Source organism: Pontibacter pudoricolor (genome assembly GCF_010092985.1).
Lineage (GTDB): Bacteria > Bacteroidota > Bacteroidia > Cytophagales > Hymenobacteraceae > Pontibacter > Pontibacter pudoricolor.
Genome location: NZ_CP048106.1, coordinates 4,144,985 through 4,157,727, shown reverse-complemented (window position 1 = coordinate 4,157,727; position 12,743 = coordinate 4,144,985). Strand labels below are relative to the sequence as shown.

13 protein-coding genes are annotated in these 12,743 nt (G+C 46.0%); 7 read left to right on the top strand and 6 right to left on the bottom strand.

What is annotated here, in order from left to right; all coding sequences use genetic code 11:
* Positions 1–9: 9 nt before the first annotated feature.
* Positions 10–1,353, bottom strand: a complete 1,344-nt coding sequence (gene glpT / locus GSQ66_RS17940) for a glycerol-3-phosphate transporter (RefSeq protein ID WP_162428717.1) — start codon at positions 1,351–1,353, stop codon at positions 10–12.
* Positions 1,354–1,667: 314 nt separating this feature from the next.
* Positions 1,668–3,320 carry a glycerol-3-phosphate dehydrogenase/oxidase gene (locus tag GSQ66_RS17935; RefSeq protein ID WP_162428716.1) on the bottom strand — a complete coding sequence of 551 codons (1,653 nt, stop codon included), beginning with the start codon at positions 3,318–3,320 and terminating at the stop codon, positions 1,668–1,670.
* An 846-nt stretch (positions 3,321–4,166) separates the two neighbouring features.
* Here GSQ66_RS17935 and GSQ66_RS17930 point away from each other — a divergent pair.
* Together GSQ66_RS17930 and GSQ66_RS17925 are read left to right on the top strand one after the other, a co-directional pair.
* Positions 4,167–6,017: a pyruvate kinase gene (locus GSQ66_RS17930; RefSeq protein WP_162428715.1), complete on the top strand. Its 1,851-nt coding sequence runs from the start codon at positions 4,167–4,169 to the stop codon at positions 6,015–6,017.
* A gap of 40 nt (positions 6,018–6,057) precedes the next feature.
* Entirely contained in the window at positions 6,058–6,261 is a 204-nt protein-coding gene (locus GSQ66_RS17925; protein WP_162428714.1) for a YwbE family protein, read from the top strand.
* A gap of 20 nt (positions 6,262–6,281) precedes the next feature.
* Here GSQ66_RS17925 and GSQ66_RS17920 read toward each other — a convergent pair whose 3' ends face one another.
* Entirely contained in the window at positions 6,282–6,659 is a 378-nt protein-coding gene (locus GSQ66_RS17920) for a four helix bundle protein (RefSeq protein WP_162428713.1), read from the bottom strand.
* Between the two features lie 40 nt (positions 6,660–6,699).
* Positions 6,700–7,416: a RadC family protein gene (gene radC / locus GSQ66_RS17915; protein WP_162428712.1), complete on the bottom strand. Its 717-nt coding sequence runs from the start codon at positions 7,414–7,416 to the stop codon at positions 6,700–6,702.
* A gap of 139 nt (positions 7,417–7,555) precedes the next feature.
* Between radC and GSQ66_RS17910 the strand changes: the two genes are divergently transcribed.
* The 4 genes from GSQ66_RS17910 to uvsE all read left to right on the top strand — a co-directional run bounded on the left by GSQ66_RS17910 (position 7,556) and on the right by uvsE (position 11,313).
* Entirely contained in the window at positions 7,556–8,791 is a 1,236-nt protein-coding gene (locus GSQ66_RS17910; protein ID WP_162428711.1) for a metallophosphoesterase, read from the top strand.
* Positions 8,792–8,988: 197 nt separating this feature from the next.
* On the top strand, positions 8,989–9,519 hold the full coding sequence (locus tag GSQ66_RS17905) for a hypothetical protein (RefSeq protein ID WP_162428710.1): 531 nt from the start codon (positions 8,989–8,991) through the stop codon (positions 9,517–9,519).
* Between the two features lie 195 nt (positions 9,520–9,714).
* On the top strand, positions 9,715–10,368 hold the full coding sequence (locus GSQ66_RS17900) for a carboxypeptidase-like regulatory domain-containing protein (RefSeq protein ID WP_162428709.1): 654 nt from the start codon (positions 9,715–9,717) through the stop codon (positions 10,366–10,368).
* 51 nt (positions 10,369–10,419) lie between these two features.
* Positions 10,420–11,313, top strand: a complete 894-nt coding sequence (gene uvsE / locus GSQ66_RS17895; RefSeq protein ID WP_162428708.1) for a UV DNA damage repair endonuclease UvsE — start codon at positions 10,420–10,422, stop codon at positions 11,311–11,313.
* Here the strand turns inward: uvsE and GSQ66_RS17890 are convergent, their stop codons facing one another.
* Complete coding sequence (locus GSQ66_RS17890; RefSeq protein WP_162428707.1) at positions 11,314–11,811, bottom strand: DUF4112 domain-containing protein; 498 nt, start codon at positions 11,809–11,811, stop codon at positions 11,314–11,316.
* Between the two features lie 102 nt (positions 11,812–11,913).
* Entirely contained in the window at positions 11,914–12,123 is a 210-nt protein-coding gene (locus tag GSQ66_RS17885; protein WP_162428706.1) for a hypothetical protein, read from the bottom strand.
* A gap of 81 nt (positions 12,124–12,204) precedes the next feature.
* Between GSQ66_RS17885 and GSQ66_RS17880 the strand changes: the two genes are divergently transcribed.
* Positions 12,205–12,564 (top strand): hypothetical protein, encoded by a 360-nt coding sequence (locus GSQ66_RS17880; protein WP_162428705.1) that lies wholly within the window; start codon positions 12,205–12,207, stop codon positions 12,562–12,564.
* Positions 12,565–12,743 lie beyond the last annotated feature (179 nt).

Sequence of the window (12,743 nt, the reverse complement as noted above, 5' to 3'; positions counted from 1 at the left end):
TATTGAGAGTTATCTAGATTGAGTTAATTGAAGATTTTCTTTTTCTTTATTCCAGGTGAGGGCCGTAAAGAAGATAGATAGAAGACAAGCCGCTACCAGCACCATAAAGCCACCATCCCAGCCCCATTCGTCTACTACAAAGCCCATGGCAATATTGGCAAACAGTGCACCGCCCATGTAGCCAAACAGCCCCGTAAGGCCGGCAGCAGTACCAGCCGCTTTCTTAGCTACCAGGTCCAGGGCCTGCACACCAATCAGCATTACCGGACCATAGATCAGGAAGCCAATCGCGATCAGCGCCAGGTTATCGATCCAGATGTTACCTGCAGGGTTTTTCCAGTAAACTATAACCGCTACCAGTACCAGCACCATGTATATAATAGTGGCAGGCGCACGGCGGCCTTTAAATACTTTATCGCTCAGCCAGCCGCAAAGCAGCGTGCCTGGTATACCGGCGTACTCATAAGCAAAATAAGCCCAGCCCGTCTCCTTTACCGAAAAGCCTTTTGCTTCCTCTAAGTAAGTCGGAGCCCAGTCCAGGATGCCGTAGCGCACCAGGTACACAAATGCGTTTGCAAACGCGATGTACCAAAGCAGGCGGTTGTTGAATACATATTTAAAGAAGATGTCTTTGGCGCTCAGCTCCTTTTCGTGCTCAGCAGAGTAGTTCTTCGGATAGTCGTTCTTATACTCTTCTATAGTTGGCAACCCGCAGGACTGCGGCGTATCGCGAACGAGCATATAAGTTACCAGCGCAGATAGCAATGCCACCAGCCCCGGGAAATACAGAATACTCTGCCAGGTTCCGAAAATGGCAATAGCGGCTATAGATAGTGGGCCAATTAAACCGCCACCCACGTTATGTGCCACATTCCAGATCGACATTTTAGTACCGCGCTCTTTGGTTGAGAACCAGTGCACCATCACACGTCCGCACGGCGGCCACCCCATCCCCTGGAACCAGCCATTCAGGAACAAGAGCACAAACATGATAAGGATAGAACTGGTAGCAAAAGGCACGAAGCCCATGAAAATCATGGTTAGCGCAGAGAGAAGCAGACCAACACTCAGGAAAGTCCGGGCATTGCTTCTGTCAGATAAATTACCCATCAGGAATTTACTTAACCCATAGGCTATAGATACACCGGAGAGTGCAAAACCAAGGTCTGCCTTGGAATATCCCTGTGCAATCAGTTCGGGCATTACGAGCGAGAAGTTTTTGCGTACCAGGTAATAACCCGCATACCCAACAAATATCCCGATAAATACCTGAAGACGCAGTCGCTTATACTCCGGATCAATTCTTTCTAAGGGTAGCCGATCTGTGTGAGGGGCCGGTGCAATAAGACGCATACTTATCCTGTAAAATTTTAAGCTATTCGATTATATCTTTTTTATAGTAGTTGCTTTGTTCAGCCTCATCAGCCTCCCACAAACAATAGTATTCTTCTATGAATACAACTTTTTATTTATTTCCTTATCCAGAATCAATATCTTGTGTTACAAGTGCTCTAATTTCTTATTTTTTACTAAAAAACAAGTTATTACCTGCTCATTTCAAACATAAAATATAGGTCAATCAACATAGCATTTTACTAATATTGAAGACTTTACAAACTACTCCAAACTCTAACCGGGGTCGCAGATTATAACTATACCTTTGTAGTTCAGGCCACCTGGCTTGTGCTTTTTTCTTTTAAAGCAGCCGGGTCATAAGCCTCCAGCAGATACTGGTTAGCCAGTTTGATAAAGCTGCTTATCTGGTTCTGTTTCCAGGCTTCGCTTAAGCCTAATTCAGCTGCCACTATAGTTGCCACTGCCGGCGTCATATCTATCGCTGCTTTCGCATTCAGGAACAACACGCGCATGCGTCTGGCAAGTACATCTTCTATAGTTCTGGCCATTTCGTGCTTCACAGCCCAAACCACTTCTGCCTGTGTGTTCGGGAAAGAGGCGATCAGTTTCTGGCTTAACTCAGGCCGTTGCTGAATAAGTGCTTTAATACCGGCGGCATCGCTGCCATACACCTCCAGATGGTCTGGTGCTGGCTGCGGTTTTGCATACCCATGAATTTTAAGATCTGCAGTAACACATGGCTTTGCCGTCAACTTGCCTATAGCTATGGCCTGCTCCAACGTGTCTTCGGCCATTTTGCGATAAGTTGTCCATTTACCACCGGTTATAGTTACCAGCCCGGAATCCGCAACTATAAGTTTATGGCTTCGCGAAATTTCTTTTGTACTGTTGGTGCCTTTCGCCGGCGCTGCCAACGGACGTAATCCTGCAAATACACTCAGCACATCTTTGCGCTGTGGCTTGCGTGTCATGTACTGGCCTGCTGTATCCAGTATAAAGTTGATCTCGTCTTCCAGGGCAGTTGGCTCCAGGCTTGCTGTGTTTAGCGGCGTATCGGTTGTCCCTACCAGCACATGGTCGTGCCACGGAACTGCAAAAAGTACCCGGCCATCCGGCGTTTTGGGGATCATCAGGGCTGTATCGCTTTTCAGGAAAGACTTGTCCAGCACCACGTGTACTCCCTGGCTCGGACGAACCAATGGGTCCTGTGCCGGTTTGTCCATCTGCAGCACATCGTTTACAAACACACCGGTTGCATTTATAACTACTTTAGCCTGCAACTCAAATTCTTCGCTGCTCTCCAGGTCGCGGGCTTTTACACCTGCCACTTTTCCGTTTGCATCTTTCAGCAAGCCTGTAACTTTAAAATAATTCAGCAGCACACCCCCCTGTTCAGCACAGGTCTGCGCAAGGTTCACGGCCAGGCGGGCATCATCAAACTGACCATCGTAATAAATAATACCGCCTTTAAGTCCGTTCTGCTCCACGTTTGGCAACAGCTTCTGCACTGTTTTTTTGCCAAGCAGCTCTGTTTTTTTAAATCTGTACTTACCAGCCATCCAGTCATAAACTTTCAGACCGATACCATAAAAGCCCTGGTTAAACAAACTATAGCTTGGTATCACAAAAGGCTGCACGTGTACCAGGTGTGGGGCATTCTGGAGCAGTAGACCTCGTTCGTGCAAGGCTTCATACACCAGGCTAACATCGCCCTGGGCCAGGTAGCGCACACCGCCATGTACCAGTTTTGTACTGCGGCTCGAGGTACCTTTTGCATAATCAGATTGCTCCAGCAAGAGTGTTTTGTACCCGCGCGAAGCTGCATCAACAGCAACACCAAGTCCGGTTGCACCGCCTCCTACCACAATTATATCCCAGGTTGTTGTTGCCTCATGCTTTAAGCGCTGTACAAACTTAGCCCTGTCAAATATACTTCCTTCTGCTTCTAATGCTTTCGAATGCATTGTTACTTTATTGTTATTTTTTCCTTTGTATTTCGTTTAAAGCTAAAAATAAAAACAATATAAAAGCAAATGAAATACATAAAAAATATATAAAACTTGTTTTACGTTTCACAAAGCCATTTTATTTTAGAAATCAAGAATATCCGGAGAGTCGGCATACCAAATGAAACCTGTCTATACCAATCGAAACCAGCTTAGAAACTATAGCTTTACATTTGCAGATAAATACTTCCGGCTGCTTTAAGCCAGGTACACAAGTGCCAGAACACCATAGGATTGCTCATACTCGTGGGACACAAGCTAGGACTTTGTCATTTCGACGAAAGGAGAAATCTGAATCAACTATAGTTACAAACCAAGGGCAGGACAGGTTTACCTGTCCCTACGAAACTACTACCACGATAAAGCTATGCAACTATAGAATCTGTTTAACTATAGCTTTTACTATCGAACTGATTTCAGTCTTTGGGTTGAGCGCCTCGAGAGGTTCCGGTGCCGGCAGGCATGGCGACGCTAGGAGCCAAGGAAGCGAAAGCAGCGCGATGCCCAAAGACGGGGCCTCCCGGCCGTGAGGGCACCAAAGCTAACTATAGAACTGTAGATATGTAGAGCTACCAGGATTAATGAATATTTGAAAGGATAACTTGTGTCAAAGTTGAGAAAGCTTCAACTATAAGCTAAGATAGATTTCTCACTTTGTTCGAAATGACAATAAAATATAAGTCAACTATAGTCCAAATGCTAGCAGGAGCTACGCACGCCACCAGGTCTTACCAAATCCATATAATCAAACCTCAAAACTTATCTATAGTTACTGCAGTTGTATACCTGAAAGGAATGTAAACTATGGCCACAAAAACGACTCATTATTTAAACCTGATCTCCCAGATCGATATGCTTTATGAAGATGCCTTGGCACTTGAGAAGAAATTTGAGGGGGCAGTACAGAAAGTTCATCCACGTTTTAAGAAAAGCGCCAAAAACCTGCTACACTACCTGGCGCTCCGGCAACACGACATCCGGGAACTTCAGGAGTCCTTATCGCTTATCGGGCTCTCGTCGCTGGGTCGCGCGGAGGGGCATGTACTCGCAAGTTTAAGTGCCGTACGCGGCCAATTGTGCCAGCTAGCCAAGTGTACTCCGCAGCATAATGAACTGGCTGTTTCGTTCTTCGAAAACAGGAAATTGCTGGCGAAACATACCGAAAGCCTTTTGGGACCTTTGCCCGAAAAAAGGACCACCCGCATTATGGTGACTTTCTCATCGGATCTGGCAAAAGATTACGACCTGGTAGTGCGCATGCTGAAAGCGGGTATGAATTGCGCCCGCATTAACTGCGCTCACGACACCGAAAAAACCTGGATGGCCATGATCCGCAACATCCGCAAGGCAGAAAAGGAAACTGGCTTAACCTGTACTATCCTCTTCGATCTGATGGGGCCTAAGTTACGAACCGGCGAACTGAAAGCAGGCCCTAAAGTGGTTGCGATTCATCAGATACATAATGAGCTGGGAGTACCTACCTCACCGGCAACTGTTTGGCTTACAGGTTCTGGCGAACCGGCCCCGATTATGGCAGACGCCGTTTTACCGGTAGAGGATAGCTGGGTAGCCCAGTTACAGGAAGGCGACAAGATAAATTTCACCGATACCCGGGGCAGAAAACGGACTATGGCTGTCATACGAAAGGAAAAGAAAGGTGTAGTAGCACACCTGCTCAAAACCTCTTATTTAGTTACAGGCACCGAGCTAACTGTAAAAAACAAAACTATAGCCGAGGCTACTACAAAGGTCGGGGCGCTGCCGTCTATTGAACTGCCAATCCTTTTAAAGAAAGACCATTACCTGATCCTGCACAGAGATCCTATACCGGGTGAGCCGGCCCGTTTTGATGCGAACGGCCATATACTTAGCCCCGCATTTATTTCCTGTACCCTGCCTGCAGTGTTTGATCAGGTAAAAGCCGGCGACCCGATCCTGTTTGATGATGGCGCGATAGAGGGTATAGTAGAAGAAGTGAATCCGGATAAGATGCTGGTTAAAATTACGTTTGCCAAAGCCAAGGGAAGCATTCTGCGGGCCGACAAAGGCATCAACCTACCGGAGAGCAACCTGCACCTGCACGACCTTACTGAGAAAGATAAAGAGGACCTGAGATTTGTGGCGAAGCACGCTGATATTGTAAACTTATCGTTTGCAAACCACCCTGTGATGGTAGAGGCGCTTTTTGCAGAGATAAAAAAACTGAAGGCAAAAGATTTGGCTGTCATGCTGAAGATCGAAACTAAAGAAGGCTTTAAACACCTGCCGCATCTGTTGCTTTCCGTTATGCAAACTTACCCTGCCGGTATTATGATTGCACGCGGAGATTTGGCTGTGGAGTGTGGCTGGCAACGATTGGCGGAGGTGCAGGAAGAGATTTTATGGTTATGCGAGGCTTCCCATATTCCGGTTGTATGGGCGACACAGGTACTGGAAACACTTGCCAAAAAAGGGCGACCATCAAGAGCTGAAATTACAGATGCTGCCATGGCCCAGCGCGCCGATTGTGTGATGCTGAATAAAGGTCCGCACATTATAGAAGCTATTTCCATGCTTCACGACATTATGCACCGTATGCAGGAGCATCAACACAAAAAAACATCTATGTTGCGCAGTCTCCATATTTCAGAACTTACAACCGAAACGGCAGACTAAACTATAAACCCTACCTTTGCACCGCTTTAAACTATAAACTATGGACGGGAGAAAACGCTCGAATATAAAACCAGGCATGCGGGTAAATATTGTGATGAAAGAGGACCAACGCACCGGCTACCTCACCGAAGGCTACGTGCAGGATATCCTCACCAATTCCCCGAACCACCCGCACGGCATTAAAGTAAGACTGGAAACAGGCGAAGTTGGAAGAGTGCAGGAGATTTTGGAGTTAGAAAGTTAGAAGGTTTGGAAGTTAAAAAGTTATTTTTTAGCTGCGTTCTTTCTTACAGTTGTAAGTATCGCGGTTAGCTCAGCTACTTCCTTCTTTATTTCTATTAATCGGTTCGCAGCAACAATCTCTGACTCTTCCAGCATCTCTAGCCAAAACTGCGCTTCATCAGCTTCTTCCAGCACTACACCTATTTTGGCTGAGAATTCGGCCTTAGATCGTGAACGGCAGGCTGCCCTATAGTTAGCTGCTACAGAAGTAGCTGCCCGAAGTAGTTGTTTCCCTAATATATGAGCATCAGGCGTGTTTGGCAGTGCCCTGAATAACTTTATTACCCGCAAAGCAAAAGACTTTGTTCGTTTTTTAAAATCTTCCGCAAATTCGTAATTGCTTTTTCTATTTCCACTCATAATTCAACTCTCTAACTTTCAAACTTTCTAACTTTCTAACTTATAGCATTCCTTCATCAGCGAAGCTATAGTAGTCGTTGTCGGTAAAGATGATGTGGTCGAGAATGGGGAGATCGAGGAACTGGCCGGCTTCTTTCATTTTTTTGGTAAGGGAGATATCGGCCGCGCTGGGTTTGATGTTGCCGCTTGGGTGGTTGTGCACCAGTATAACAGAGCTTGCCAGTTGCTCCAGCGCCTTCTTGAAAATAATCTTCGGGTCGGCAACTGTTCCGGCTACGCCGCCGGCGCTGATACTTTCCTTTTTCATGACAATGTTGGCGCGGTTCAACAATATAATCCAGAATTCTTCGTGCGGAAGGTCCAACAATTGCGGCTTTATATAGTTGTAAATATCTGTAGAGCAGGTGATCTGGGTTTTGGCGGTCGCGGCAGTTTCTTTACGCCTGCGGCCAAGCTCCAGGGCACTAACTATAGTTATCGCTTTTGCTTCGCCTATACCTTTGTGCTTCATCAGATCTTTTACCGAGAGGCGGGCCAGTTCGTTCAGGTCGTTGTTAACCGCAGCAAGTATCAGTTTGGCTACATCAACAGCTGTTAATTTTGGTGTGCCGGAGCCTATTAGTATCGCTATCAGTTCGGCATCGCTCAGGGCTGCTTTGCCTTTCAGCAGCAGTTTTTCGCGCGGGCGGTCTTCTTCGGCCCAGGTTTTAATGTTTAATGCAGGAGTGTATGGAGCAAGAGTGTCAGTGTCTTTCATGCGGTACAATATTTGTTAAGTAAAAGCTGTGCTACTGAAAGTATTTTATAGTTTATTTAGTTCAGTGGCGGTAATTTTTACCTCTTTTTTTATTAATATTTTTCTTTGCTGCCAGCTCCTATAATTCTGGCTCTTTTTTATGAAGCAACGCATGATGTCATTTATCATTCTTATACTCCTCCTTTTCCTGGTAGACCTTTATGTATTCCAGGCGCTTAAAACTGTTATACAGGGTTTTACCCCGGCAACACAGCAGTACATTAAAATTGGTTACTGGGTGTTGTTTGCTGCTGCGGTTATAGTATTTACCATCTTTGCAAATACACCAAGGCATCCCACCACTCCGTTCAAGGTTTACTTAACCAATATCTTTTTTATACTATATGCCAGTAAGTTGCTGGTGGTGTTTTTCCTTTTTGCAGATGACCTTATCCGGTTAAGCAAACTAACCCTTGGCACCCTTGATACTGATGCAAAGTATGATCCTTCGCGCAGCAAGTTCCTGAGCCAGATGGGATTTTTGGTAGCAGCGGTGCCTTTTACTGCTTTTATTTACGGCATGGTGAAGGGCGCTTACGATTACCGTGTAAAGCGCATAACACTTAAATTTCCGAATCTGCCCGAAGCCTTCGATGGCTATAAAATGCTCCAGATATCAGACCTCCATACAGGAAGTTTTCATTCTAAAGAGCCTTTGCAGGAGGCTGTGCGGCTAATTAACAAGCAGGAAGCGGACCTGGTATTTTTTACCGGCGACCTGGTAAATAACGTGGAAACCGAGCTGCATAACCACCTCGACACCCTGAAAGAGATCAAAGCCAGAAACGGCGTGTTCTCGGTTTTAGGCAACCACGATTACGGCGATTATGTAAACTGGAGCAGTGCCGAAGCCAAGCGCGACAACCTGAGCAAACTGATAGCATCGCATGGCAAAATGGGCTGGCAGATACTGATGAACGAGCACCGCAAGATCGAGAAAGATGGCGCGCACATAGCTGTACTTGGCGTGGAGAACTGGGGTAATCGTGTTGGCTTTCCAAAATATGGTGATCTGCAAAAAGCGTACGCAGGCACCGAACAAAGCCCTTTTAAAGTACTGCTTTCACACGACCCTTCGCACTGGGATGGCGAAATAAACCCGCAGTATCCAGATATCGACCTAACCTTATCGGGTCATACGCATGGCATGCAATTTGGCATTAACGTGCCCGGCCTAAAATGGAGTCCGGTGCAGTATGTTTATAAGCAATGGGCCGGCTTGTATCAGCAAGGGAAACAATACCTGTACGTAAATACCGGCCTTGGTTTTATTGGCTACCCGGGTCGCGTTGGCTTTTTACCTGAGATTACAGTTTTCGAGCTCAGGAAAGCTTAAACCATACCGCACATAAAGCAACGGACCGGCCCAAAAGCCGGTCCGTTTTATTTTACCCAAACTATAGTTGGTGCGCGTACCTACACAGGCATATTTAACTTTACCAATTGCTGCACGTAAAAAATCAGGCACATGCTGTACCGAAACTATAGTTTACCAGGGCTTGTGTACCCATGTATAACGCTAGAAAACAAACCATGAAAAAGATAATTTATAGTATGAGTATGGCTTCAGCCTTACTATTTACAGCCTGTTCCGAAGACAGAGGCACTACATACGAGGTGGCAGATGCAAATAAAGATGAAAACGTAGACCCATCGCAAATCAGGCAATATCCGCTTCCGGGTACCGCTGGCTATGCTACCGCTTCGAATAATGCAAGCACAGACAACGGTGCAACTAATAATTTAACGGCAACACAACTGGTAATCGCATATTACGACAGCGTTAAGCCAGAGCTAGCCTACCGATCTCAGAACTACAAATTCAGTTCCACCAAGCTAATGGGCGGTAAAGCGGCTGCTGAAAGCACGGCAACAAAAACCAGTAACAAGAATATCAAATCCGGCACAACTATGGCCCCGTCCAGCACTACCGCCGAAGGACAAAGCCGTGACGCAGTTGGCAGCCAGAAAACAGGAAACGATAAAATCAGGGTTACAGACAGCAAGAAAAAACCTGTTACTACCGAAAACAAAAAGAAGAAAAGACTGACTCCGGATCAGTAAAATACACTAACCGGAAGGTAAATTTTATTCAAAAGCCTGAAACAACTATAGTTACAGGCTTTTGCTTTTATTTGGTATAAACTATAACTATAAACAAGGCAGTACTACTATAAATTTTGGACCTCGCATACTTTTTGACCATCTTTGGCGTATTACAAAAGGCAAAAGAAATTGCTATTGCACCCAACCTTATACATGCACCGGTACCTCTTCGTTTTTAGCTGCGTTTTTACCTTACTGCTGCTGGCTAACATGCCTGCACATGCACAGCGTAACGTTAGAATAAGCGGAACGGTGCTAGGGACGGATAAGAAAACGCCGGTGCCAGGTGCAGGTATTATCCGATATGGCACCACTAGAGCCGTTATTTCTGATGCCGAAGGTAAATTCCTGATTGATGTAGCTTCTGACGACACCTTGCTGATCCGGGCAGTTGGTTATAAACCGCTGCTTTATTTGCCGCAACGCCTGCCGGTATCAGAAATGCGCGTGAATATAGTGCTGCAGGAAGACAGCGTCATGCTTGGCGAGGTAGAAGTAACCAACCGCCCATCCGAAGAAATGATACAGCGCGCCCTGCGCAACATGAACCGCCCCGACCCGAACTATGTAAAGAATCCGGCTTATGTGGAGCCTCCAAAACCTATTGCATTGCCTCCTCCGCCCCCGCCCACACTTCTCACGCCTATCAGTTTGCTCTATGATCTGTTCTCGAGAGAGGGAAAAGAGCTGCGGAAGATGCAGGAGCTTTACATGATGCAGGAACTGCAACAGTTGTTAAAAGAACAGGAAGACTATAACCGCTTTTTTAAGGACAACACCGGGTACGAGCAAGAAAAAAAACAGTAAATCGCCAACAAAACTGCCAGGCTATAGTTAGCATAAACAAACTATAGCGCCATGAAAATAGGTTATCCCTGCATTAATCAGTCCCTGGACTGTACCTCTTCCCGCACCTTCCGGCTGGCATCTTACTCCGAAGAGCGCCTGGTAGAAACGGTGGCTTTGAACCTTGCCTGCCTGCAGCGCATACTGGAATACAATGTGCAGAACGGATTGCTGTTTTTCAGGCTCACCTCTGACCTGGTACCTTTTGCCTCGCATGAGATAAACCAATTTAACTGGCAGGAACATTTTAAATCTGAATTTCAGCAACTGGGCAGCTATATCAAACAGCACAACCTGCGCATTTCCATGCACCCCGACCAGTTTGTGGTACTCAACTCGCCTAACCCGCAAACGGTAAAAAACAGCATAGCCGAACTCGTATACCAGGGCACTGTACTCGACCTGATGGAACTGGATACTACAGCCAAACTACAGATACATGGCGGTGGCGGCTACGGCGACAAGGGCGCTGCCCTGGCTCGTTTTGCAGAGGTTTATCATACACAGTTACCCGAAGCTGTAAAAGCAAGGCTGTGTGTAGAAAACGACGACCGGACCTATAGTTTACTCGACTGCCTGCACCTGCATGAACTGACCGGCCTGCCTATAATTTTCGATAACCTGCACCACGAATGTGTACATAACGGTGAGCCCATGCGCGAAGCGGTGGAGATGGCTGCATCAACCTGGAAACCTGAACGGGATGGAATTTTAATGATGGACTATAGTGCGCAGGCGCCGGCAGAACGCAAAGGCAAACACGTGCAAAGTATTTCAGAACAGCTTTTCCACGATTTTTTAGCTGAGACCGAGGGCATGGACATGGACATTATGCTGGAAATAAAAGACAAGGAAACCAGCGCCCTGAAAGCTGTGGAAGTTGCCAGGGCGTTGGGCCGTTTATAGTTATAGTATCGCTGCCAGCTGGTGATAGATCCATTCGGCCAGTTCCCAGAGTACCCAGATCAGGAGAACGAACAGTAGCAAAACACCTATAATTACACCGATTATCACGTTTTTACCGCTGCCCTGGTATTTACCTTCCTCGTAATGCCTGCTAAGCAGGCGCACATTCCGGTCGTTTGCCTTAAAGAAGAAGTCGAAAATATTGCCCAGCACCGGTATACTTCCGATCAGGGTATCAAGCGCGATGTTAATGAGCATGAGTGTAACCAGCTTGCCGCTTGCCCCGTGGCGCGCCATCGTCATTACCAGCATTGCCGACACACCAAACGAGGCTAAGTCGCCGGCCACAGGCACCAGGCCAAGCAATGGGTCGAGGCCAAAACGAAAGTTAGTGCCGGGCAACCTGAACTGGTTATCCATTAACTTCGTCATGTGGTTCACCCATTTCAGTTTTTCGGAGTGCGGAGTTCGGCTGTAGCGTATGTTTTGTGGTTCCATAGTAGCCGCTTATACGCATATATAGCCATTAAGTATAGGTTTATAAACTATAGCCTAATCCTGACTGGTATGGTTCCGAAAGCGCCGACCGTAAACTATAGTTTAGTCGCGCCTGCTATACTTATTCTTTTTAAAGTTCTTCTTTTTGCGGGCATCCCATTTTTTGTTTTTGCTCTCTTTGCGGTTACGATCAAAGCGCATGCTTTGCCCGTCATCATCAATAACTATAGCCTTGCGTCCCTGCATCGGGTTGCAGGATGCAGCCATCAAACAGATAAAAGTATAAAGTAACAGGTGTCGAAGTATTCTCATAGGTGCATTAAAAAATGGGCAACAACCATTAAACTATAGTTGCTTAAGGCGTTGGCTCCGGTAAAACATAAACTTTACTGAATGAGATTTCTTTATACTTTTATTCTTGTTATTGGTTTAATTCAAATCGAAATAAAATTTATTTTATACAACGTTATAAAAGCAAAAGGCAGGAGCCATAGTTTCCCAACTATGGCTCCTGCCTTTAATTCCGCTGAAAGAATGTTACTTTTTCTTGCCCTTGCCTTTACTCTTTCCCTTACCTTTAGTATGTCCCGGGTTTGTGGTGTTTGGATGATGGGGGTTGTTTGGATTTTTGTACCAGCCTTTGTGCAGACCATTATCCTTCCGTGTAGTGCCCGCATTACCGATTCTAACCGATTTGCTGTCAACTACTACAACCTTCCCCGATCTGCTGCTGGTTGCTTTTTTAGAGGATGAACAGGAGGCTAATACTGCTACTGTGGCCATTAGCCAGATTACTTGCTTAAAATGCATTATTTTTAAATTTTTGATACCCGGAGCTCAAACGAAAACCTGGTTACAAAAGTATCTGATAAAAAAGTATGGTGCATAATACGCAACTATAAATTGCACTTTATATTATGTGTTTAAAATCC